General features: G+C 73.0%; 17 protein-coding genes. 6 read left to right on the top strand and 11 right to left on the bottom strand.

Going from position 1 to position 23,666, the window contains the following annotated elements; genetic code table 11:
- Window positions 1-436: 436 nt before the first annotated feature.
- Both ACZ7BZ_RS22010 and ACZ7BZ_RS22005 read right to left on the bottom strand, forming a co-directional pair.
- On the bottom strand, window positions 437-5,092 hold the full coding sequence (locus tag ACZ7BZ_RS22010; RefSeq protein WP_470359747.1) for an RICIN domain-containing protein: 4,656 nt from the start codon (window positions 5,090-5,092) through the stop codon (window positions 437-439).
- 1,482 nt (window positions 5,093-6,574) lie between these two features.
- Complete coding sequence (locus tag ACZ7BZ_RS22005) at window positions 6,575-7,465, bottom strand: NAD(P)H-binding protein (protein WP_470359746.1); 891 nt, start codon at window positions 7,463-7,465, stop codon at window positions 6,575-6,577.
- A 362-nt stretch (window positions 7,466-7,827) separates the two neighbouring features.
- On the opposite strand from ACZ7BZ_RS22005, the gene ACZ7BZ_RS22000 reads away from it, so the two are divergent.
- The 3 genes from ACZ7BZ_RS22000 to ACZ7BZ_RS21990 all read left to right on the top strand — a co-directional run bounded on the left by ACZ7BZ_RS22000 (window position 7,828) and on the right by ACZ7BZ_RS21990 (window position 9,777).
- Complete coding sequence (locus ACZ7BZ_RS22000; protein ID WP_470359745.1) at window positions 7,828-8,409, top strand: DUF6817 domain-containing protein; 582 nt, start codon at window positions 7,828-7,830, stop codon at window positions 8,407-8,409.
- Between the two features lie 138 nt (window positions 8,410-8,547).
- Complete coding sequence (locus ACZ7BZ_RS21995; protein ID WP_465742866.1) at window positions 8,548-8,946, top strand: hypothetical protein; 399 nt, start codon at window positions 8,548-8,550, stop codon at window positions 8,944-8,946.
- A 183-nt stretch (window positions 8,947-9,129) separates the two neighbouring features.
- A complete protein-coding gene (locus ACZ7BZ_RS21990; protein WP_470359744.1) occupies window positions 9,130-9,777 on the top strand; it encodes a thiaminase II/PqqC family protein in 648 nt (215 codons plus the stop codon).
- An 8-nt stretch (window positions 9,778-9,785) separates the two neighbouring features.
- On the opposite strand, the gene ACZ7BZ_RS21985 is transcribed toward ACZ7BZ_RS21990, so the two are convergent.
- Entirely contained in the window at window positions 9,786-10,283 is a 498-nt protein-coding gene (locus tag ACZ7BZ_RS21985; RefSeq protein ID WP_470359743.1) for a hypothetical protein, read from the bottom strand.
- A 336-nt stretch (window positions 10,284-10,619) separates the two neighbouring features.
- Here ACZ7BZ_RS21985 and ACZ7BZ_RS21980 point away from each other — a divergent pair, with 336 nt between their 5' ends.
- The gene (locus tag ACZ7BZ_RS21980) at window positions 10,620-11,804 is read left to right on the top strand and encodes a S1 family peptidase (RefSeq protein WP_470359742.1); all 1,185 of its coding nucleotides are present in this window, start codon (window positions 10,620-10,622) and stop codon (window positions 11,802-11,804) included.
- A 132-nt stretch (window positions 11,805-11,936) separates the two neighbouring features.
- Here ACZ7BZ_RS21980 and ACZ7BZ_RS21975 read toward each other — a convergent pair whose 3' ends face one another.
- On the bottom strand, window positions 11,937-13,157 hold the full coding sequence (locus ACZ7BZ_RS21975; RefSeq protein ID WP_470359741.1) for an ROK family protein: 1,221 nt from the start codon (window positions 13,155-13,157) through the stop codon (window positions 11,937-11,939).
- 229 nt (window positions 13,158-13,386) lie between these two features.
- Window positions 13,387-14,259, bottom strand: a complete 873-nt coding sequence (locus ACZ7BZ_RS21970; protein WP_470359740.1) for an SDR family NAD(P)-dependent oxidoreductase — start codon at window positions 14,257-14,259, stop codon at window positions 13,387-13,389.
- A 183-nt stretch (window positions 14,260-14,442) separates the two neighbouring features.
- Here ACZ7BZ_RS21970 and ACZ7BZ_RS21965 point away from each other — a divergent pair, with 183 nt between their 5' ends.
- On the top strand, window positions 14,443-16,239 hold the full coding sequence (locus ACZ7BZ_RS21965; RefSeq protein ID WP_470359739.1) for a PP2C family protein-serine/threonine phosphatase: 1,797 nt from the start codon (window positions 14,443-14,445) through the stop codon (window positions 16,237-16,239).
- 354 nt (window positions 16,240-16,593) lie between these two features.
- Here the strand turns inward: ACZ7BZ_RS21965 and ACZ7BZ_RS21960 are convergent, their stop codons facing one another.
- Window positions 16,594-16,980, bottom strand: a complete 387-nt coding sequence (locus ACZ7BZ_RS21960; protein ID WP_470359738.1) for a hypothetical protein — start codon at window positions 16,978-16,980, stop codon at window positions 16,594-16,596.
- Window positions 16,981-17,200: 220 nt separating this feature from the next.
- On the opposite strand from ACZ7BZ_RS21960, the gene ACZ7BZ_RS21955 reads away from it, so the two are divergent.
- On the top strand, window positions 17,201-18,850 hold the full coding sequence (locus ACZ7BZ_RS21955) for an LCP family protein (protein WP_470359737.1): 1,650 nt from the start codon (window positions 17,201-17,203) through the stop codon (window positions 18,848-18,850).
- Window positions 18,851-18,964: 114 nt separating this feature from the next.
- Here the strand turns inward: ACZ7BZ_RS21955 and ACZ7BZ_RS21950 are convergent, their stop codons facing one another.
- The 5 genes from ACZ7BZ_RS21950 to ACZ7BZ_RS21930 form a co-directional block, all read right to left on the bottom strand.
- Window positions 18,965-19,624 (bottom strand): double zinc ribbon domain-containing protein, encoded by a 660-nt coding sequence (locus ACZ7BZ_RS21950; RefSeq protein ID WP_470359736.1) that lies wholly within the window; start codon window positions 19,622-19,624, stop codon window positions 18,965-18,967.
- A 97-nt stretch (window positions 19,625-19,721) separates the two neighbouring features.
- A complete protein-coding gene (locus tag ACZ7BZ_RS21945; RefSeq protein WP_470359735.1) occupies window positions 19,722-19,964 on the bottom strand; it encodes a hypothetical protein in 243 nt (80 codons plus the stop codon).
- Window positions 19,965-20,115: 151 nt separating this feature from the next.
- Window positions 20,116-21,003, bottom strand: coding sequence for a signal peptidase I (gene lepB / locus ACZ7BZ_RS21940; protein ID WP_470359734.1), 888 nt, complete (start codon window positions 21,001-21,003; stop codon window positions 20,116-20,118).
- A gap of 64 nt (window positions 21,004-21,067) precedes the next feature.
- A complete protein-coding gene (locus ACZ7BZ_RS21935) occupies window positions 21,068-21,664 on the bottom strand; it encodes a helix-turn-helix domain-containing protein (protein ID WP_380463949.1) in 597 nt (198 codons plus the stop codon).
- 277 nt (window positions 21,665-21,941) lie between these two features.
- Entirely contained in the window at window positions 21,942-23,477 is a 1,536-nt protein-coding gene (locus ACZ7BZ_RS21930; protein ID WP_470359733.1) for a hypothetical protein, read from the bottom strand.
- Window positions 23,478-23,666 lie beyond the last annotated feature (189 nt).

Here is a 23,666-nt window from a genome sequence, read left to right as displayed (position 1 = left end):
ACGGCAAGGAGATCTACAACCAGAAGACCCAGCCCACGGTCAAGAACACCCACCCGTAGGCGTCACCTCAGGCATCCGGTGGCGGGGCGGGGACGTCACCGTCGGGGAGCGGACCAGCGGCGCGCGGGTGTCGGCCCGGTCCGTCGACGGCACCCTGGGCGGTGGGCGGGTCGCATGCACGGACGTCGTCTCGGCCGGCGCCGACCCGGGCTGGACGCAGACCCGCTCGATCTCGCAACGGTTGGTGCGGGCCTGGCACCGGCGGACGGTGTTCGCTGACCTGACGGGGTGCACCACGTCACGGAGGCGGTGGCGGCCGGGTGGCGGTCATCTCGCCTTCCGGCCACTGGCCGGCATATGGAGCGGGAGGGGCACCTGTGGGTGCCCCTCCCGCCATGCGAACGCGGCCGGCCTCACCGGATCCTGCGCGGGCCGGTCAGGTGCAGGGGATGACCCGGCCTCCTGACACGACGCACTTCGGTGGGAGGAGGCGCTGGTGTCCTGTGTGCGTCTCCCACTGGACCTTCGGGACGGCCTTGATGATCGCCTGCAGCGCGTTGATGAACGCCTCCAGGAAGTCGCCCCTGCCCGCGGCGGCCACCGCGCGGGCTCCGTCGATGGCGGCGCCGGTCGCGTCGCCCGCCTGGAGGATCTGGATGTTGCCCAGGGGGCTGACCATCAGCCAGGAGCCGCTCCGGCCGCTGGTTCCCGAGGACCAGCAGACGCGGTCGTCGGCGGCGTAGACGACGAGGTTCCCGTCGTCCTGCATGACGGCCCGGAACCCGCAGCCCATGGTCTTGGACTCCCACACGGGCCAGGTGTGGTCGCCGAGGGCGTCGCCCTCCGTGTAGTAGGCGACGAGGTTGCCGTCCTGCTGCATGACCAGACGGGTGGACTGCTCGGCTGCCGAGGACCCGAGGCTCTGGCCGGCGCACAGGGTGTCCCCGTGCCACATCCACGAGCTGGAGGACTGCCTGCCGTTGCAGAGCGGGGGGAGCTGGATGCCGTCCGGGGGGCGGAACCCGCCGCCGCCTCCGCTGCTGCCGCCGCCGCCGGAGTTACCGCCTCCGGAATTGCCGCCCCCGGTGTTGCCACCTCCCCCGCTGCCCCCGCCGTTGTCTCCGGTGCCCCAGTCGTTGAGCTTCCACCACTGGGCGGTGGAGGCGGTGCAGGCCCAGACGGCGAGGTCCTCGTTCGCGTTGACGGCGGTGAGGCAGCCGTTGTCAGCCGCGGAGACGATCCGGTACCAGCCGGGCTGGCCTTCCTGGAAGCGCCAGAGCTGGTTGGCGTTTCCCTCCTGGGCGCTGGTGAGGTGGGTGCGGTGGGTGCTGGGGTTGTGGTCCATCACCATCGCCCCGGCGTACTTCGTCTCGATCTGCCACTGGTTGTTCGGCTTCTGCCACAGCATCCACTGCTGCGCGGTGCTGCCGTTGTTGCCCAGGGCCTTGATGCGGGTGCCCGCGGCGGTGTTGGCGCCGTCGAGGTCCGCGACCATGCCGTTGTTGCCGGAGTGCAGGACGGTGGTGACGCCGTGGCGCACCGAGCTGGCGCCGGGCGCCTGCGGGGATCCGCCGGTGTCGACGTTCCCGCCGCCGGCCGAACCTCCGCCCGAGGAGCCGCCGTTGTTGCCTCCGCCCGTGTTCCCTCCGCCATTGGAGCCTGTGCCGGAGCCGCCGCCCTGGGTCGGGCCGTTCTGGATGTTGTCGAGACGCCAGCGCTGGCGGTCCGAGCCGTCGCAGGCCCGGATTCCCAGTTGTTCCCCGGGGTTGTTGGCGGTCAGGCAGCCGTTGTCGGTGTCGCTGGTGATCCAGAACCAGCCGTTCCCGGCGTCGTGGAACGCCCAGTGCTGGTTGGCGTTGCCGTCCATGGTCCGGATCAAGTGGGCCCGGTGGCTGCCGGGGTCGTGGTCCATGACCATGCCCTGGCCGGCGGCGGTCCTTCCGTCGGTCAGCCGCGTTTCGATGATCCAGCGCCCGTTCGCGGTGGGCCAGAACGCCCAGCGCTGAGCGTCGTTGCCGTTGGCGGCGAGCGCCTTGATCGAGGTACCCGAGGCGGTGTTCGCACCGTCGAGGTCGGCGACCATGGCGTTGTTGGCCGAGCGCAGGCCGGCGACCTGCGAGGAGGCGATGCCGGGGCTCACCACCGGGGTGGTGCCGGGCTGCTGCGCGGGCTGCTGCGGGGCGCGCGGCGGGACGCCGCCCAGACCCCAGCGCTGCGAGTCGGTCGCGTTGCAGTCCCAGATCTGCAGCGCGGTCCCGTTCACCGGGCTGCCGCCCGTAACGTCGAGGCACCGGCCCGAGTTCGAGTTGACCAGGGCGTAGTCCGCTCCCTGGCGCCAGTTCTGCGCTGCGGTGCCGTTGCAGTCGTACAGACCCACCCGGGTGCCGCCGGCGGTGTTGCCGCCGGCGACGTCCAGGCACTTGCCGAACGCCTTCAGGGCGAGACCCCCGCTGGTCACGGCCGGGGTCCACCGCTGGGAGGCGGTGTCGTTGCAGTCGTACAGGTCGATCGGGGTGTTGTTCGCGGTGTTGCCACCGGTGACGTCCAGGCACTTGGACGGGAACGCCGAGTAGACCCGCACCGCAGCCGCTTCGACGGGGTTCCCGCCACCGCCACCGCCGGTGTTGCCGTTGCTGCCACCGCCATTGCCGTTGCCGCCGTCGGTCGGCGGATTGTCGACAGCCTCGGTCAGGCGCCACTTCTGCGCATTGGTGCCGTCACAGCCCCCGATCACCAGGTCCACGCCGTCGGCCGCCGCCGTGAGGCAACCCCGGTCGGCGGCGCTGACCATCGTGAACCAGCCGCCCCCGGCATCGGCGAACCGCCACAACTGGTTCGCATTGCCCTCCTGTGCACCCTGAAGGTGAGTGCGGTTGGTGTTGGGATTGTGGTCCATCACCATGCCGCCGCCGAGCTTGGTCTCGATCAGCCACTGGCCGTCCGGCTTCTGCCACAGCGTCCACTTCTGCGCGTCGTTGCTGTTACGGCCCTGCGCCTTGATCCGGGTGCCGGCGGCGGTGTTCGCGGCATCGAGGTCCGCGACCATGCCGTTGTTGCCCGACTGCAGCACCACCGTCCGGTTGTGCGCGGGCTGGGTTCCGCCGGCACCCAGCGGTGGCTGGGTGCCGGGGGTGCCGCCACCCGTGGAGCCGCCGTTGTCGCCGCCGGTCGGACCGGTCAGGCGGAACTTCTGGCGGTCGGAGCCGTTGCAGGCACTCACGGTCAGCGGCTGGCCGGAGGCGGACAGGGTCAGGCAGCCGCCGCCGTCACCGTTCACGATCGTCGCCGAGCCGTTCCCGGCGTCGGCGAACTTCCAGAGCTGGCTCGTCCGGTCCACGGCTGCGGCCTGGAGCGCCGACTGGTGCGAGCCGGTGTCCTGCCCGAGCACCATCCGCTCCTCCGGACGGCTACCGCCGTAGGTGAGCCGGGTCTCGATCAGCCAGTTGCCGTCGCCGCGGTCCCAGAACGCCCAGCGCTGGGAGTCGGTCCCGTTGGGGTGCCACGCCTGGACGGGCGTACCCGCGGCGGGCACGCCGCCGCGCACGTCCGGCACCAACTGCGGGTCGGCCACCGAGGTGATGCCGACGCCCTGCACCGGATCTGGCTTCGGCCCGCCACCGGGGCCGCTGTTCGGACCACCCGGACCGGAACCCCAGGGCAGGCTGGGCAGCGAGGGGAAGCTGGGCCACGGGATCCCGGGAGGCAGCGGGAGGGGACCGCCGCCGCCGGGCGTACCGGTGCCGGGGTCGGGCGTGGTGCCGGGGTCGCCGGGCTTGGTACCGCCCGGGTCGGGCTTGGTCCCGGGGTCGGGCGTGCTGCCCGGGTCGGGCGTGCCGGTGCCGGGGTCACTCGGCTTGTCGCACGGCCGGGGTGCCGGGTCGGGCGGGAGCTGCTTGGTCGGCAGGTTGGGGAAACCCGATGCCGAGGGCCAAGGTGTGGACGGCAGGCCGGGAAGAGCCGGCCACGGCACGCCCTGGAAGCCCGGGATCGACGGCCAGGTCCAGGACGGGACGCCGGGCAGCGACGGCCAGGCGTTGGCCGGCAGGTTCGGCGCACCCGGCCAGGAGATGGCGGGCATGTCCGGGTGGCCGGGCCACGGGACGTCCGGGGAGCCGGGCACCGAGGGCCACTTCACGTCCGGGTAGCCGGGTACGGTCGGCCACTTCAGCTCCGGATGGCCGGAGACGCCCGGTGTGGTGGGCCGGGGCCGCCCGGGGAGGACCACGTCGCTGCCGGTACCGGCGCCCGGGGCGGACGACGACGGGACGATCGGCCAGGGGACGTCCTTGGTGCCGGGCATCACCGGCCACGGGAGGTTCGGGAACCCGTGGACGGCCGGCCAATCGGCGTCGCCGGGCAGCACCGGCCAGGTCAGCGGGGGCAGTCGGGGTGCTCCCGGCCAGGTCACCGCGGGCAGGTCAGGACGGCCGGGCATGGGCACGTCCGGGTAACCCGGTAGCGACGGCCACGGGATTCCCGGCGCGCCGGGGAGTGCGGGCCACGTCAGCTCGGGGTGGCCCTTGACGGTCGGCCAGGGCAGGCCCTGGTAACCGGGAACGGTGCGACCGGTGCCGGACGTGACCGGATCGGTCGGCACGCATGGTGCGGACAGCTTCCACTTCTGCGCGCTGCCGGCGTCGCAGGGCGTGACGTTCAGGCCGACGGACTGCTGGTCGGTCACGGTCAGGCACTGCTGGTTGGCCGCGTTGGCCAGGCTGAACGTCCCGTCACCGGTGTCCTTGAACGTCCACTGCTGGTTGGCGCTGCCGTTCGGCTTGCCCGCATCGTCGTTCTGCACCGGCCACAGGAAGGTCTTGTGGCTGTAGAGGTCCTGATGGAGGACGACGCCCTGGGTCAGGGCGCTCTCCACCACGTACTGGCCGGGCGACACCTCGCGCAGCCGCCAGTTCTGCGAGGCGGTGCAGTTGCGGGTGTGCGCCTGGACGACCGTGCCGTTGAAGGTCGTCCCGTCGCGCGCGTCCAGGTTGTACGTCGGGCTGGACGCGGACGCCGAGGCCGTCAGCTGGAACGTGGCGCCATCGAGCGGCCGTGGTCTGCCACCGCTGGTGCCCGGGTCGGCGTTGGCTGCCACGCCGCCATCCGGCCCCGGGTCCGTCGACACGGTTCGCGGTGCCATGCCGGTCGCTCCGGCCAGCGCGTGCGACCGAAGGGCGGTCGGCGCGACTGTGGCCGGTGTGGTGGGCTTCACCGGGCAGCTCGGCCGGGACCTGCGCTGGTCGTCACACGCCTTGGGGTCCGCCGCATCGGGTGCCTTGACGACGACGTCCGCTGCCGCGCTCCAGCCGTAGCCCGACAGGTCCGGCAGGGAAGTCGTGTCCGGCTTGATCGCGCTCTCATTGACGCGGGTTTCGAGACTCTTCACGGGGCCTTGTGGCTCCAGGCCCGTTCCCGTGGGGACGTACTCCTGAATCACCCGCGTCGCGGATTCCACGAAGTTGCCGGGTATCCGTCCGATCGCGGCCCATTCGAGCTCCCCGGCGGCGTTCTTCGGCGCGGTCTGGTACTGGAAGGGGATGAAGAAGAAGCGCTTGTCAGGGCGGATCTTGTAGACCCAACCGATCTTTGCCGCCCCGATCGACCCGTCATCCCTGCCGGTCCGGGAGATGCCGCTGCTCCTGGCGGCGAACGTCTGTGCCACAGTCTCGTTGCGCGACGTGCTCACGTAACCGGAATTGGCGGTGCTGTACCCGGTGGCCAGATCGCCCGAGACATGGCGAGGCACGGAGTAGTCCGGTGCGTTGGCGGTCACGCCCTTCGCGGTGAAACCCTCTTTGAACACTGTGTCCGGGTCGACCCCTTCGGCGGCCCAGTCGACCTCAGGGGGGTTCTTGTCATCCCTGCCGCTTCGCAGGTTCAGCCCCACCCCGCGGTACACGAATTCAGGGAGCCTCGTGCTCGTATCGAGGCACGCATGCAGGTACGGCGGCGTCTCGGCCGCCTGGGCGGCCGGTGCGACGGCGCCCAGCAGGGGGAACGTCAGTACCCCCGCGATCATTGTGGCCGCGAGGGGCCTGAGTCTGGTGCGGAAGATTTCCCGGCGCATGGGCGTCGGTGACCTCGCCTTCACGTGAACGTGCTGTTCTACCCGGGCCGAACCGGTCCGAGCGCGCACAACGTAGGCCCGGGTGATCAACAGCGCGTATACGTCCCGTCGACGTGGCCGTGAGTCGTGGTGGCCGTTGCGCGGGGACTCGGGGCAGGACGTCCCTCAGGGCTGGCCCCCGGCGGCCCAGCGGGCGGGTAGCGGTCCGGCAGGAATACCTGGACCGCGCCGTCCTCAGTACCCGGGCGTCCCGATCGACACCGAGGCGGTCACCTGGACGACGGCCCACGGTGACGTGCACCGGGCCAACCTCGCGGGCCCGAGCCTCACGGCGCTCGACCGGGAAGGCCGGGGCGTCGCGCCTGCCGGGTACGACGCAGCGCTGCTGCACTCACCCCGGCGAGGACGGCGACCTCCTCGCGTCGCAGACCGGGAGTACGGCGCGGCCCTGCGGGCACGTAGTGGTCCTCGGAACGCACCAGGGCGTGCCGGCAGCGGCTCAGCAGGAGATCAGGTTGATGGGGTCGGGCCCTGCTCGAACGCGTCGGCGTGGTCGGCGGCCCACTGGCGAAATGACCTCGGCGGCAGTCCGAGGACGTCGGACACCGCGGAGGAGACGAAGGCGGGCCTTCCGATCGTTGCGCCCCATGCGGCGAGCAGCATGTCGACGACCGGGCCCGGCGCCTTTCCCGCCATCTCGCTGCGGAACTCCTCCGGCGACAGCTCCTCGAACCTGGTCGGTCGCCCGAGGACGTTCCCGATGACGTCCACCTGCGCCGCCTGACTCAGCGGCTCGGGCCCGGTGAGGACGTAGTCGCCGCCGGCATGTCCGTCCTGGTACAGCGTGCGCGCCGCGACTGCCGAGATGTCCCGGTCGTCGACGGGTGCGGTCTCGGCGGCGCCGTAGGGCCACCGGACGACCTCGCCGGCGCGGATGGCAGGTGCCCACCAGGCCACGGAGTTCGATGCGAACATCCCCGGCCGGATGATCGTCGACTCGATTCCGGTGGCCGCGATGAGTCGCTCGACCTCTGCGTGGAGCACCGCCATGGGATTCGGCTGCTGGAAGAAGGGGTGGGGTGTTCGGTGCGGTGAGGAGAGGAGGACGACGCGCCGAGCGTGGGCCGCCAAACGCTCGACGACTGCCGCAGCGGTCGCCGGCGGCGCGGTCCAGAGGAGGAAGACGGCGCCGACGCCTCGCAACGCCCGATCGAGAGATGTGGGCACGGTGAGGTCACCGGTGACGACTTCGATGCCGGCCGGCAGCGTCGCCGCCGCTCGGGCACGACGGGTGAGGGCGCGGACCGGTACACCCGCGCTGACGAGTTGGTCGATGACTCCGCGGCCGATCCGGCCGGTGGCCCCGGTGACGAGCACCGGCGGCGTGTGGGCTGGGTTCATGAGTGCCTCGATGGTCTCCTGGGCAGGCGCGCGGAGCGCACCGTGCCGTCCGTTGGGCGGTGAATCGGGGTCATCGGCTGCGAGCGCCGGGGCGATGCCCGCGTCGAGAAGGTCTGTCCGAAGCCTCTCCCCCCATCAAATCGTTACCTGGTTAAATTTGCAACCTGGTAAGTCTTTCGTGGCCGCTCGGACACCCGCGCCGACGGGCTGCGCGTCCACAGGAAGACGAGGACCCGTGAGGCGGCGCGCGCCTCGCGCAACCGCCCACGTTCGAGGACGGCCCCGGCGGGGCAGGCGGGCACGGTTGCGGAGCGGCCGGACACGGTTGCGGGGCGGCCGGTCTCAGGAGTAGAACTCCTCGGGTGACGTCAGCCGACCAGCGCAACGCTCCCGCATGGAGCCATGTCGAGGAGTTCCTGCGCACCCACGAGGCCGACCGGATCCCCCATCCGGGCGGCACCCTGCTGGAGCATCTGTCCCGGGTGGCGGCCCTGTTGGCGGAGTGGGGCACCGACTCCGCCGTCCAGGTCGCCGGGCTCTGCCACGCCGCGTACGGGACCGACGGGTTCGACGGGGCGCTGCTGACGCTGGACGAGCGGGGCGCCCTGGCCGCAGTCATCGGCGAGCGCGCCGAGGCGCTGGTCTACCTGTACGCGAGCTGCGGGCGGGCCGCCGTCTACCCGCGCCTGGGGCGGGACGACGGGCCGGTGTTCCACGACCGGTTCACCGGCGAGAACCATTCCCCGCCGCAGGAGGACCTCCGGGCCTTCCTCGCCATCACCGCCGCCAACGAACTCGACGTGCTCCGCCACAACACCGAACTGGCCACCCGCTACGGGCCAAGCCTGTACGAACTGTTCTCCCGCTCCCGGGAGTTGCTGCCGACCGCCGGCTGGCACGCCTGGACATCCTGGCAGTCCCGGCAGTCCTGGCCGAGCCGATGAACAAGGCGCCGATGAGCAGGGGAAGTTGACTGCACGTCAACTACCGACCAGCCGAAGGGTATTTCCCGGCCGTTCACCTGTCATGCCGGAACCACCGCACGAGTACCGAGCGTTCTCGAAGGCGGGAGGGATACAGACATGACAACCAAGCCGTACCGCCTGGCCGCCGCCACGATCGCACTGCTCGTGGCGGCGCCCTTGTTCACCGCGTGCAAGAACGCCGATCAGGCCCTCGACTGCGGAAAGCGGGCGATCAGCCTCACCGGCGATGTCCAGGACCTCGCCGACTCGGCGCTCAACGTCGGCCAGATCACCGACGAGAGCCGGCGCAAACACACCGTCGCAGCCCTGAACAAGATCCGCGACGACATCAAGCAGATCCGCAAGGACGGTGACGGCAAGGTCGACGCTGCCGCCGACAAGCTGTCCAAGGCCGTCGACAACGCCCAGACCGCCGTGTCCAAGGGCAAGTCACCCGACTTCGGACCGATCGGCGACGCGGCCGGTGAACTGACCAAGGCCTGCGCCGGAGCCTGACACCCGGAGGCCTTCGGCATCCCGACACCTTTGGCATCCAGACACCTTCGGCACCCTGCCACCCACCGCGCCACCACAGGCCGGGAGCGCCGGCCGATCCGGCGCTCCCGGCCTGTCGCCACCGCCCCGCCGCCGCCAGGCGATAGGAATGGGCACCGGACCGAACCCACCCCGGAGGCACCGGTGAACCACCCGATCGTCGACCAGATCCAGCGGCTGCGCGCCGAGTTGGCCCCCGACGACGCCGCCCCCGCGCTGGTGAACGCGCTCGCCGGGGGCGCCGCCCCGCTCAGCGCGGTGGCCGAACTCGCCGCCCAGCAGCGCCGGATCATCACCTCCGACCGGCGCAGCCTGCTCCTGCTCGCCACCCGCTGCGCCGACCGGCCGCTCGGTGCCTGGTTCGTCACCCTCGCCGAGGGCGAGAGCGCCGCGCTGCGCACCCTGCCGGCCCTGGCCGCCGCCTGCGGCCTGGACAGCCGGGCGGTGGCCGCACGGACACCGCTGGCCGGCTGCCAGGCCTACCCGGCCTACCTCGCCTGGCTGGCGCTGAACAGTCCGCCGGCCGCCGCGGCCGCCGCCCTGGTGGCCAACTTCGCTGCTTGGGGCGGCTATTGCGCCACCGTCAGCCGGGCGCTGCGCCGCCACCACGGCTTCTCGGACGAGGCCTGCGCGTTCTTCGACTTCTTCGCCCAGCCGGCGACCAGTCTGGAGCAGCAGGCCGCCGACGCCCTCGGGCCGGACCCGCTGGACGACCACACCGTGGCCACCGCCCGGGAGTACGGTCTGCTGCTCCAGGCCTACGAGCACCTGTTCTGGGACACCCTGGGCTGAGCCCGGCCTCAGGCCTGCCAGTGCGGCTTTCCGCTGACCATCCGGCAGTAGATCACCCGTCCACCGGCGTCGTGGGTGCTCCGGCCCAGGTCGGCGTCGCGACAGAACTGCCCGGCCGCGTAGCAGTTGCCCGCGTTGGAGCGGATCTCGCAGCCCGAGCCGCCGACCGCCGCCTGGGTGTGCTGCGGCTCGGGATCGGTCGGCGGCTGCGCGGTGGTCACCTTGGGCTGCGGCTTGGCGGTCGGCGTCTGCGGGTGCCCGGTGGTCGGCGCGGACGGCGGGGCGGCGGACGGCGGCACCGACTGCGTCGGGGCGACCGGCGAGGACGGCGCCGAGGAGACCGCGACGGTCGGTGCGGCGGAAGCGGCGGCGGTGGGCGACGCCGTCGCCTTGCCGTCCGCCGCCGACGGGTCGCAACCGGTCAGCGCCAGGCCGACGGTGAGGACGAGTCCGGCGAATCCGGCCAGGCCGGCCGCCCGGCGACGCCCGGGTATCGGTGAAGCCATGAGAGGAGAACGCTCCGTTCCGTATGGGTGAGGCGTGCGATTCAAGCAGAGCCCGCACACGCCGCGACCACGGTTTCCCCACTCGTTGGCAGATCGAGACCTTCCGACCACCGAACGTGACGACCGGCAACGGCGACTGACACACGGCGGCCGAACGTGACGACTGCACGCGGCGGCCGAACGTGACGGCCACGAACCTGACGGCTGGGAGCGGGCGGCCACGGCCTGGCGACCGGGGGTATAGCGCCGGAGCGCGGGGCTTTATGACATGTTCCGGACAGCACCGGCGGATCGCTACGGTTCCGGCAACCCCCACACCGTACGAGGAGATGCCCCATGCTCCGATTCCGTGCGCTCGCCGTCGCCGCCGCCTTCGCGACCGTCGCGCTCACCGCAGCCCCGGCCGTCAGCGCCCCCGCTGACGACCCGTCCATAGCCGCCGCCCTGGCCGCCCCCACCCCCGCCTCCGCCCGCGCCGCCGCCGTACCGGCCGCCCTGCTGCACGCGATGCAGCGCGACCTCGGGCTGTCCCCGCAGGCCGCCGCCGACCGGCTCGCCCGGGAGGGCCGGGCCGCCGCCGTCCGCAGTGCCCTCACCCGGGCGCTCGGCGACCGCTGGGCCGGTGCCTGGGTCGACGGGCCGCGGGCCGAGCTGATGGTCGCCACCACGGACGCCTCCGCCGCCCGGACCATCACCGCCGACGGCGGCCGGGCCACCGTCGTCCGGCACTCGCTGAAGTCCCTGGACCAGGCCAAGGAGGCGCTCGACCGGGCCGCCACGGCCGCCGCACCGGATGCCACCCCGGTCTGGTACGTCGACGTCCGCGCCAACACCGTCGTGGTGCAGTCCGTCGACGACGCGCGCACCGCGGCCTTCCTGGACCGGTCGGGCGTGGACCGCTCGCTGGTCCAGGTCGAACGGGCCACCGAAGCGCCCCGGCCGCTCGCCGACCTGCACGGCGGGGACGCCTACTACATCGACAACGCCGCCCGCTGTTCGATCGGCTTCCCGGTCACCCAGAACGGCCAGCCCGGCTTCGTCAGCGCCGGCCACTGCGGCCAGCCCGGCTCCAACGCGGCTGCCTCCGACGGCAGTTCGATCGGCACCTTCCAGGGCTCGACCTTCCCCGGCAACGACTGGTCCTGGGTGGCGGCCGGCTCCGACTGGACGGCCCAGCCGCAGGTGAACGACTACCAGGGCGGCGCGGTGACGGTGGCCGGCTCCAACGAGCAGTCGGTCGGCGGCTCGATCTGCCGCTCCGGCTCCACCACCGGCTGGCACTGCGGCACCGTCGAGGAGCAGAACGCCACCGTCAACTACCAGGAGGGCAGCGTCTACGGCGTCACCCGCACCAACGTGTGCGCCGAACCGGGCGACTCCGGCGGCTCGTTCATCTCCGGCGACCAGGCCCAGGGCGTGACCTCGGGAGGCTCCGGCGACTGCACCTCGGGCGGTGAGACCTACTTCCAGCCGGTCAACCCGATCCTCAGCACCTACGGGCTGACCCTGGCCACGGGCTGACCGGCTAACCGGTCCGGGGCCGATGGATCCCGCGGAACCCACCGGCCGCGGAGCCCACCAGCCCCGGCCTCACAGCCCGGCCGACCCCGGCGTCACAGCTCCACAGCCTCACGGCCCCACCGGCCCCCGGCCTCACAGCCCGGCCGTCCGACGCTCGAACACCTCGGGGCGGGCGGTCTCCAGCGCCGTGGAGACCGCGCCGAGGAGCACCGCCTCCTCCCCCAGCAGGCTCGGTGCGAGCGTCGGACGCATCGGGGCGAAGCGGCCCAGGGCCCGCTCCAGCGGTTCCAGCAACAGGTCGGAGCTGCTGCCGATGCCGCCGCCGAGCACCAGGAGGTCCGGGTCCAGCACGGCGGAGAGCACCGCGACCGCGTAGGCGAGCCGGTCCGCCTCCCACTCCACCGCCCGCAGTGCCGCGTCGTCCCCGGCCCGGGCCCGCTCGAAGACCTGCTTGGCGGTCAGCCGCCGGCCGCCCGTGCCTTCCAGCCCGAACTCCCGTGCGGCCCGCACCACCGCGTCCGCCGCGGCCTCCTGCTCCAGCGTCGTCCCGGCCGGCTCGCCCGGTCGGGCGGGCAGCGGCACCAGGCCGATCTCGCCCAGCGCGCCGTGGGCGCCGACCAGCAACTCGCCGTCCTTGACCACACCCACCCCGAGCCCGGTGCCGACCAGCAGGTAGGCGAACATCCGGCTGCCCCGCCCGGCGCCCAGGGTGTACTCGCCGAGCGCGGCGAGGTTGGCGTCGTTGGCCACGGTCACGGCCGCGCCCAGCCCCTCGCCGATCCGGTCGAACAGCCCCGGCCGGCCCCAGTCGGGCAGGCTGGTGGCGTAGCGCACCCCGCGCCGCTCCTCGTCCCACACGCCGGGCGTGCCGATCACCGCGTGCACGATGTCGGCGGGCACCAGGCCCGCCTCGGCGGTGGCCTCGTGGGCAGCGGCGACCACGGCGTCCGCGACGGCGTCCGCCGTCCGCCCCCGGTTGGGCACGTCCCGCCGGGCGACCACGGTGCCGGCCAGGTCCGCCACCGCGACCCGCAGCCGGGCCCGGCCGACGTCCACGCCGAGCACGTGCCCGGCCGTCGGGTCGACCTCGTAGAGGACGGCGGTGCGTCCCCGCTCGGGTGCCACCCGCCCGGCCTCGCGGACCAGCCCGGCCTGCTCCAGTTCGGCCAGGGCGGCGGACACGGTGGGCTTGGACAGGCCGGTGTCCCGGGCCAGTTGGGCGCGCGAGGTGCCCCCACCGGTGCGCAGCAGCTCCAGCAGCAGCCACTCGTTGTTGCTGCGCAGCCGCTGCCGGTTCCACGGCACCCCTGGGGCCCCGGCCGCCGGGCGACTGGTCGGCTGGTGGGGGCTCATCGGTTCCTCCGGTCTGGGCTGCTGACGCGCCGCCCCTGGCGGCCCGTTGCTGCGAGCGGCGCCGTGGCACCGCCGGCGGCATCCGGTGTCGGACGCCGCCGCCCAAGTATGACCGGTGATCACCCGGCGCCCGGCGGACGACCGGTGACACCCGGCACCCCGACACCCAGCAGACGACCGGTGACACCCGACACCCGGCGACCGGACCCGCCCGGCCGCCGCCCCGGGGTCAGGCCTCCACGGAGCCGACCCAGCCGCCCGTCATCGTCCGCACCGCCGAGCCGTCCAGGTCCGCCAGCTTGACCCCCGCGAAGGCCCGGGCCGCCTCGGAGGTCTGCACCCGCAGCGGCGGGTTGTCGGCGGTCAGCACCTCGACGATCGGCGCGGCCGCCTCCTCCGGGGTCTGGGCGGCGCCGAAGGCCTTCAGCGTGCGGTCGACGTACGCCTGCAGCGCCGGTCCGTACGGGCCGGCGGCGGCGACCAGCGCGGGCACGTCCAGATCCTGGTTGCCGATGAACTCGCTGGCCACCGCGCCGGGTTCGACCACGGTGACGGCCACCCCGACGGTGGCGGCGACCGGCGCCAGCGACTCCATGAAGCCCTCGACGGCGAACTTGGCCGCGCAGTAGGCCTCGTTGAAGGGCTGCCCGACCACCCCGCCGACGCTGGTCACGGTGACCACCCGGCCACCGGCGGCCCGCAGGTGCGGCAGCGCGGCCCGGGTCACCTCGACCACGCCGAAGTAGTTGACCTCCATCGCGGCGCGCACCGGCGCCAGGCCGTCCTGCTCGATGGTGCCGACGAAGCCCGCGCCCGCGTTGTTGACCACCGCGTCCAGCCGCCCGTGCCGCTCGAGGACGACGTCCAGGCAGTCCGCGACGGAGGCCGGGTCGGTCACGTCCAGCCGCTCGATCTCGATCAGCTCGGCGACGCCGGCCTGCTCCGCCGCGCGGAGGAGGCCCCCGGCCCGGCCGGTGTCGCGCATGGTGGCCACCACTCGCCAGCCGGCGCCGGCGGCGGCCACGGCGGCGGCCAGGCCGATCCCGGAGGAGGTGCCGGTGATCAGAACGATCCGAGTGCCGTTCATCGGGGTGACTGCCATGGGGCCCTCCTCCCGGCCTCCGGACCGAGCCCGAACGCCGAAGACTGTGTGCGTGTGCACGCACTCTACAAGTGTGTGTGCGCGCACGCAACTGGTCGCCGTTTCGACGCACCAACGTCTCCGGGCAGTCAAGGTTTCACCCGGTCATGGGCGTGCCGCGCCCCGACGCGTGATCATGGACCTATGCACTTCCGGCACGGCAACCGATCAGAGGGCACCCCTCCCCCGGACGCCCGCTCCCTCGCGGCGACCGCGGCGGCCCTCGCCGCGCGCCTCGACTCGATCACCGGCGGTGACCGCCCCGGCGATGACCGCCCCGGTGGCGACCGCCCCGGTGGTGATCCCGGCGGCGACCACCCCGCCGCCGTCCCGGACCTGCTCCGCGACGTCCTCGCCGCCGCCCCGGTCGGCGTCGCCCTGCTGGACGAACACCTGTGCTGGCGCTACCTCAACCCCGCCTTCACCGCCGTCACCGGACTGCGCCACGCCGACCTGCTCGGCCGCGCCGCCGAGACCACCGCCTTCGCCGGCGCCGTAGCCACCCTGCGCCGCGTCCTCGCCGACGGCCACGACCGCGAACACATCACCGGCGGGCCCGACGGCATCGGCTCCCCCGTCCCGCCCGGCCTCCGGGTGCGCTACCGCCCGCTGCGGCACGCCGGACGGACCACCGGCCTCGTCATCGCCGTCCTGGACGACCCGTCCCCGGCCCGCGAGCAGCTGCACGAACTCGAACAGGCCCGCGCCCGGCTCGCCCTGCTGGACGCGGCCGCCGAGCGGATCGGCACCACCCTCGACGTCGACACCACCAGCGCCGAACTCGCCGCCTTCGCCGTCCCCGGCCTCGCCGACCTGGCCACCGTCGACGTGCTGCCGCCCGAGACCGAGCCCACCCGCCCCGGCCGCGGCGGCGCGCGACGGCTGCACCGCGCCGCCGTCCGGGCCGTACCCGAACTGACTACCGCCCTCGCCGCACTGGCCCGCCCCGGCGAATCCGTCCGCCACCGCGAGGGCACCGCCGCCGCCCGCAGCCTGGCCACCGGCGTCACCGTGCTCGGCGAACCCGGCCCCGCCGACGCCTGCCCGGCCGGCACCGCCTCCCTGCTCGTCCTGCCGCTCGCCGCCCGCGGACGGCTGGTCGGGCTGCTCACCCTCGGCCGCACCGCCGCCAGCCCGGCCTTCACCCCCGACGAGGCCGCCCTGCTCGGCGACCTCGCCGCCCGGGCCGCCACCGGCATCGACAACGCCCGCAGCTACACCCGCTCCCAGGGCATCGCCCTGGAACTCCAGCGGGCCCTGCTGCGCGAGCCCGGCAGCCCGCACCAGAACCTCTCCCTCGCCTCCCGCTACCTGCCCTCCGGCAGCAGCTCAGTGGTCGGCGGCGACTGGTACGAGACCGTCCGGCTGCCCTTCGGCCGCACCCTGCTGGCCATGGGCGACGTCATGGGCCACGGCGTGGAGGCCGCCGTCGACATGAGCCACTACCGTTCGGCGCTGCGCGACATCGCCGGCATGGACCTGCCCCCGCACCGCATCCTGCGCCAGCTCGACAACGTCATCTCCGCCGACGACACCGCCCGGCCCGCCACCTGCCTGCTGGTCCTCGCCGACCCCGGCCGCGCCCGCTGGACCCTCTCCAGCGCCGGCCACCTGCCGCCCGCACTGATCACCCCGGACCACCCCACCGAACTGCTGCGGGTGCCCACCGGACCACCGTTGGGCACCGGCCTCGGGGGCTACGAGCAGTCCACTTACCCGCTCGTCCCCCGACAGACCCTGCTCCTCTACACGGACGGCCTGGTCGAGCGCCGCCACGAGGACATCGACACCTCACTGGAGCGCCTCGCCGCCCTCCGGCTCCCCGTCACCGGCGACCTCGACGACCTCCTCGACGCCGTCCTGCACTCCCTCGTCCCACCCCCGGCCCCCGCCGCCGAGGACGACATCGCCCTCCTCGCCGCCCGCCCCAAGGCCCGCTGACGGGCCCCGGCCGCACTACTCCTCGAAGCTACTCCTCGAACCAGACCACCAGCCGGACGTGCTCCCCACCGTGCACCTCCGCCGGGGTCCGCATCACCGTCCGGACCCCGGCTGCCACGGCCCGTCCGCGGGCACGGCGTCGCGGCGCCGGTCGCGCTCGGCCCCGAAGACCAGCCGGTGAAGTCGCTCATGCCGCCCATGCTGCGACGCCCGGGTCGGCCGGGGCAGGGCCAATCGCGGCCAAGTGGCCTGCCCCGGGCGCTACTTCGGCTCCCAGGGCGGGCCACAACGGCTCAGCGACTCAGTCTCTCGGCGACTCAGCCACCCGACTGCTCAGCGAGTCAGTGCCTTGCCTCAGCGGCGCCGGAACATCTTCCGCACCAGGTGAACGATCCCCCAGATCACCAGGATGATGAACAGGATGATCAGAATGACGACGACCAGCAGGAACTTGCCGAGCTTGGCGAAGAAGCCGGACTTCTTCTTCTCCTGCTTGGCCGCGAGCTGCTGGACCGCGCCGTCCTTCGCCGCGGCCTGCCGCACCCCGGCGGGGGCGCCGACGGCGAGGCCGGCGGCCGGGGCCCCGGCGGCTTGCGCCCCGGCGGCGGGGGCGGCAGCCGCGGTCGCGACGGGCCGGGGTGCGGCCACCGCCGTCGCGCTCGACGCTGCGGCGCCGAGGCCGACGGCGCCCAGCAGTGCCACCAGGGCGCCGGCTATCGAACGTGCGATCCGGTGAGTCATCGTGCTCCTCGTGCGAGTACGGAGCGACGGAGATGAGACCAGGTCGACCACCTCTCATGGTCTGACCAGTATTTTTCTCATCTGCGCCTAGTATGCTCCTCTGAAAGTTCTACAGCGGTGTAAAAGTTTAGCGACGGGCCGACCCGGATCGAATCCAACCCAGGACCACGCAAGCCACCGCTCCGACGGGGGTTCCGTGGCAACTGTGGAGGATGACGCCGTGTCGGGTCGCAGGGGTTCCACCGAGACCGAGGATTCGTCGCGCCGAGCCGGTGGACGCCGAGCGGCGAACCGCGGATCTGGTGCGGACAAGGGCCGTTCGGACAAGGACATATCGGGCGACCGGCCGACCGGCCGGGCCAAGCCGAAGCCCAAGCGCAGCACCAAGCAGAAGGTGCTCTGGGTGACGGCGGGTTGCACCGCCCTGCTGGTGCTCGCCGGCGGCGCCGTCTACTACCGGCTGAACGCCAACATCACCACCTTCGACGGCGGTGCCCTCAGCAAGGACCGCCCCGAGGCGGCCGCACCGGACGCCCAGGGGCGCACCCCGGTGAACGTGCTGCTGATCGGCTCGGACAGCCGTGGCAACGGCAACAGCGACCTGGGCGGTGGCGGGGACGACGGCGCCCGCTCGGACACCGCGATCCTGCTGCACATCTACGCCGACCACAAGCACGCCGTCGGGATCTCGATCCCCCGCGACTCCCTGGTCAACATCCCGCCGTGCAAGCTCCCCAACGGCAAGTGGACCAGGGAGCAGACGAATGTGATGTTCAACAGCGCCTTCTCGGTCGGCAACACCAACCAGGGCAACCCGGCCTGCACCCAGAACGCCGTGGAGAAGCTCACCAACCTGCGCGTCGACCACACCATCGTGGTGGACTTCAGCGGCTTCGCCTCGATGACCTCGGCGGTCGGCGGCGTCGAGGTCTGCCTGCCGAACAACGTCTACGAGGGGGACCTCAACCCCAACCTCGGCCACAAGGGCAAGCTGGTCTTCGCCAAGGGCAAGCAGAAGGTCGAGGGCCAGTCCGCGCTGGACTACGTCCGGGTCCGGCACGGCATCGGCGACGGCTCCGACATCGGCCGCACCAAGCGCCAGCAGGCCTTCCTGTCCTCCCTCATCAAGGAGGTCAAGTCCCGCGGCATGGACCCGACCGCCCTGCTGCCGCTCGCCGACGCCGCGACCAAGTCGCTGACCGTCGACCCCGACCTCGGCTCGGCCGCCAAACTGATGTCCTTCGCCATGTCGGTCAAGGACGTCAACCTGCACGACGTCAAGTTCCTGACCGCGCCCTGGCGTTACGAGGGCCCCCGGGTCGCCCTGGTGCACCCCGACGTGGACCAGCTCTGGGCCGCGCTCAAGGCCGACCGCACCATCGACGGCCAGGACGCCAGCGCCCCGAGCCCGGCCGCCACCGACTCCGCCGCGCCCAGTTCTCCGCCCGCCGCCGAGGCCACGCCCTCCCCCACCGCGGCCGCCAGGAACGACGTCAAGGTCGCCGTGCTCAACGGCACCGGCGAGGGCGGTGTGGGCAGCAAGGCGGCCGAGGCCGTCAAGGGCGCCGGCTACACCGTCACCACCATCGGCAACGCGGCCGGAAAGGCCCGCAGCACCACCGTGGTCGAGTACGGCACCGGTGAGCGCACCGCCGCCGAGGCGCTCGCCAAGCTCTTCCCAGGGGCGACCGTCGAGCCCGGCGGCAAGGGCCTGAGCGTGGTCGTCGGCCGGGACTTCGCCGCCGCCCCGGCCTCCGGCGCCACCGCGGCCCCCGGCGCCCCGAGCACCCCGGCGCCGCTGCCGACCAGCGTCAGCGGCACCGCCCGCTCGGCGGACGACGACCCGTGCGCCAACGTGTCGTACGGCTGACCGGCCACCAGGGGAACGGAAGAACGGGCGGGGCGCCCGCGGACACTTCGTCCGCGGGCGCCCCGCCCGTTGCCGCAAACGGCTACCGGGAAGTGGCCACCGACTACCGGCCGCTCAGCGCCTCGCCCCGCAGGACGGGCAGAACGCGGCCCCCTCCGGCACGTCCTGGTGGCACTGACCGCACTGGACGGGCTGAGCCAGCTTGAAGCCGCAGCCGGGGCAGAACGGCGTGCCGTGGGTCTCCGTCCGGCACTGCGGGCAGACCAGTTGGCGCGGCGTGCGGACGTCGTACTCCGCACCGGACTGCCGGCCGAACTGGTAGGCCCGGTCCGTCACCATGTCGTTGAGGCCGCGCCGCTGCGCCGCCACCGCCTCGGCCGCGGTGTCCGGGGCGCAGCCGAAGCACAGGCCCTGCTCCGGGTTGAAGCAGCGGCCGCAGACGTAGTGGGTGCACCGGGCACAACGGCTGAAGTGCGGCCGGGCGTTGTCGATCGCGCGCTGGAAGGCGGCGTCCCGCGCGGTGCCCCAGGTCTGGCCGGCCAGGCCGTCCGCCGCGTTGCTGATGGTGTTGGCGTTGCCGCCGATCAGGTTCCAGGCCGCGCTGACGCCCTTGCCTATCCAGCCGGCCACCTGCCCCGTGGTGAACCGCTCGAACGGCGAGCGCCAGGTGTCGGAGCAGCGGTAGCAGGAGAACTCGAACTGGAAGCCCGCCCCGGTGCCGTGCTGTTCGCACATGTCGCGGTAGTTGTTGCTGAAGTTGATCTCGGAACTCACGTCGTCCCCGGTTGCTGAAGAGTGGCCTCGTCGGCGTTCGCTCCCAGGGACGACAGGGGCCCTCGAACGGTTCCGCCAAGAAGTTCTGACACTCTCTTCACAACCCGGAGGTCGGTAGCAGCCGTACCCGCTCGGGGTCGAACGGCCGCCAGCCGGCGGCCAGTCCGCCGCGGCAGAGCCGCAGTCGGCACCAGCTCCGCCCGACCGGGTCCTGCCACCAGCCGCTGATCCGGCCGGGCGCCCAGGCGCCGTCACCGAGGTCGACCTCGACCGGCTGGTACACCCACCGGACCTCGCAGTCAGCCGGATCCACCGACGGGCCGCCCGGACTGTCAACCACGGCTCCGCCTCCTGCCCCGACCACACGGACCGACCGTACGGGCCGAATACCCGGACCGACCGGCACGGCCGCGCCCGGCGCCACGGCCCGTCGCCGGAACTCTACAGCTGTGTAGAACACGGCCGCCGGAGTTCCGGCGAAGCCGTCCGGCTCAGCCCGCCGCGCGCCGCGAGCGACGGCGCCGCCACAGCGCGATCGGCACGACCCCCGCGAAGGCGAGCGCCGCCGGTGCCGGGGGCGTCTCCAGCGGGGTGCCCGCAGCCCTGGAGGGCACCTTGTCGAAGGTGTCCGGGACGGGCAGGGTCGACCAGTCGGAGATCGGCCAGGCCACCACGAAGGCCCGGCCGACCACGTCGTCCACCGGTACGAAGCCGTCCCCGGTGAGCAGGTGGTGCGGGCGGGAGTCCCGGGAGTTGTTGCGGTGGTCGCCCATCACCCAGAGCTTGCCCTTCGGCACGGTGACGGTGCCCACCGGGTCGTTGTCGCAGGGCGCCGCCCCGGGGAACACGTACGGCTCGTCCAGCGCCACGCCGTTGACCTTCACCGGGCTGCCCGCGTTGCACTCGACGGTGTCCCCGCCGACCGCGATCACCCGCTTGATCAGGTCCTTCTCGTCCGCCGAGGGCATCAGGCCGACAGTGCTCAGCGCCTTCTGGACGGTGTTCATGAAGCCGCCGGAGCTGGTCGTCGGACCGCCCTCCAGCCAGCCGCCCGGATCGTGGAAGACCACCACCTCGCCGCGCTCCGGCTCGGCGCCGAACCACGGGGTGAGCTTGTCGACCAGCACCCGGTCGCCGATCTGCAGGGTCTTCTCCATCGAACCGGAGGGGATCGAGAAGGCCTGCACGAAGAAGGTCTTGATGCCGAGCGAGAGCAGCAGGGCGATCACCAGCAGGATCGGCAGCTCCTGCCAGAACGGGCGCTTCTTGCGCGCCGGCTTCGCGGCCGCCCCGGCCCCCGCCGCCGCCTCCGGTCCGGCCGTCGGCCCTTCCCCGGTTCCGTCGCTCTCGCCGGACTCCGTGCTCTGCTGCACACTCATGTGATCGGCCCCTCCCGATGGCCTGGTGGGAGCCCGAAGCGGAGACCCCCTGTCGGGAACGAACCTACCGAACAGAGGTTCCCGGGCGCGCCCTGATGTGGATCCGCTCGCCCTGCGGGCCGAACAGGCTGAGGAACTCCACCGGCTGCGGACCGGCGTTGCCGAAGGCGTGCGGGGTCCGGGTGTCGAACTCGGCGGCCTCACCGGCCGTCAGCTCCAGGTCGTGCGGGCCGAGCACCAGGCGCAGCCGGCCGGACAGCACGTACAGCCACTCGTAGCCCTCGTGGACCTTCAACTCCAGTTCGGGCCCGCTGTTCCGGCCGGGCGGCACGATGTGCTTGTACGCGTGCAGACCGCCCAGGTGGCGGGTGAGCGGCACGATGGTCTGACCGTTCCTGGTCACCGGGCGCGGGTGGATCCGCGGGTCGCCGGTGGCCGGGGCGCCGACGAGCTCGTCCAGCGGCACCCGGTACTCCCGGGCCAGCGGCAGCAGCAGTTCCAGGGTGGGCTTGCGCTGCCCGGACTCCAGCCGGGACAGCGTGCTGAGTGAAATGCCCGTCGCGGCGGCCAGTTTGGCGAGCGTGGTGCCACGCTCGCGGCGCAGGGCCCGCAGCCGGGGGCCCACCGTGGTGAGGACGTTCTCGAACTCTTCGTCGGCCATGCCTGCTATTTGCCGGGACGGCAAGGGTGTTTGTCAATCCGGCACACCGGTGACGGCTCGTCCCGGGCCCTCCCGCCGGGGAGGCGCACGGCAGGGCCCGGTGGCGATCCGCCGATCGCCACCGGGCCCCCGTCTCCGGCTTCCCGGATTCCGCTCTTCCAGTCACGGTCCCGGCACTCCCCCGGCCGCCCCGCCTGGTATTCCCCGGCCGCCCAGCCGAGTACTCCCCCGGCCCGCCGCCAGGCCGGTCAGCGGCCTGCCCGGGCCCTGCTCCGCGCTAGCGGTACTCCCGCAGCCGGGGCCGCACCCCCAGCGCGGTCAGGCCCAGCGCCGCCACCAGGACGGCCCCGCCCAGCACCGCCGTGGTGCCGTCGAGGTCGCCGTCGGTCGCCGCGAGCGCCGAGTCCATCGCCTTCTGGTTGACCGTGATGGTGTCCCCCATGGCGGTGCTCAACTGCTCGAACTGGTAGTTGGACTGGCCCTTGGCCAGCCCGGTGTTGAGCGTGATCGCGTCCTTGAGCGCCCCCGCGGCGCGCAGGTCGCGCATCCGGTGGTCGATCACCTGGTACTCCTCGAAGGCGCCCAGGACCCGCTCGGCGGCCTCCTGTTCGCCGGGGAAGGTGATGTTGTTCAGCTCGCTGCCGAGGAAGCCGCCGAAGGGCACGACCGAGCGGTCCGCGCGGTGCCGGTCGGCCTCACCCTGCAGCTGGGTGCGGTAGCTCGACAGGGTCGCGCCGTCGAGGTGGGCGATCGCCTGGCTCTGCTCCAGGTAGGCCTGCTCCCAGACGGCCGCGCGGCCCGGGTCGATCAGGTAGCGGCTCTCGTCGGCGTTCATGTCGTAAGCGACGGCGCGGGCCCGGCTGAGCGCTATCACCGAGTCGTAGGCGTTGCTCTTGGCGGTCACCAGGTGGTCCTCGGTGCGGCCGACCAGGGTCAGCCCGGTCACCAGCACCACGCCGGTCAGCAGGGTGACGGCCGCTACCGCCGGGTTGATCACCCGGCGGTAGCGCACGGCCAGCGCGCGCTGGAGCCCGAGCAGCGCCGCGAGGGCCAGCAGACCGACAGCGAACAGCCACCACCAGCCGCTGCCCAGGGCGTCGCGCTGCTGGGCGTAGACGTGGTCGACGGTGGCCTCGTTGGCGGCGGTGACCTGGTCGGCGGCCGGCAGCAGCTGGCTGCGCAGCAGGTCGGAGGCCTGCCGGTAGGCGTCCAGGGCGGCGGGCGAGGGCTGGCCGGCCGGGGCCTTGGCCTGCTCCTCCAGCAGCTGGGCGCGGGCCACCAGTGCCTCGTAGCTGCCGAGCCGGCCGAGCACCAGCTGGACGGCGCGCTGCCCGGCCGGGTCGTCGCCGGCGGACTGCGCGGCCTGCTGGAGGTCGTCGTCGGCCTGGTTGCGGCGCTGCTCGTAGGTGTCCAGGGTCTGCTTGCGCAGCGTGGCGTAGTCCTGGTCGTCGCCGACCAGCAGCAGGTTGGCGGCCTGGGCGTCCATGTCGCTGAGCGCGAAGTAGAGGTCGGCGGCACGGGTGGCCTGCGGTGCGGCCTGGTGGCCGATGGTGTCGGTGCCGTCGCGGGCGCCGCCGAGCACCGCGGTGGCGGTGGCACCGAGGCCGATCAACGTGGCCAGGCTCAGCGCGGTGAGGCCGCGGACCAGGCGCGGGGTGGTCCAGTAGGAGCGGCTGCCGACCGTCCGCAGGCCCCGGCCGAACCGGGCCAGGGCGCCGGGCGGAACGCCCGGTCCGGCAGGCCCGGGACCGTCGTCCCCGCCTTCGGCCTCCTCCTCCGAGGTGGTCTCCCTGCCCGCTGTCGAGGTGGTCATGACCGCACGTCCCTTCCCCCGTGACACGGTCCGCCTGGGTCCCCGGTGGGAACCGAACACAGAACCGTTTCTCTCCGCCGCGCGACGCTAGTGCCGCGCCACCAGCGATGAGACGCTTCCTGACGCCTCCTTGACGCCGCCCGGCGGGGTCCTTGACGCTTCCTTAGCGCGGAGGTCGCCGGGGCCCGT

Source organism: Kitasatospora sp. NPDC036934, assembly GCF_055608425.1.
The sequence above is the reverse complement of the archived record's forward strand: the minus strand, read 5'-3'. Positions and strand labels throughout refer to the sequence as shown.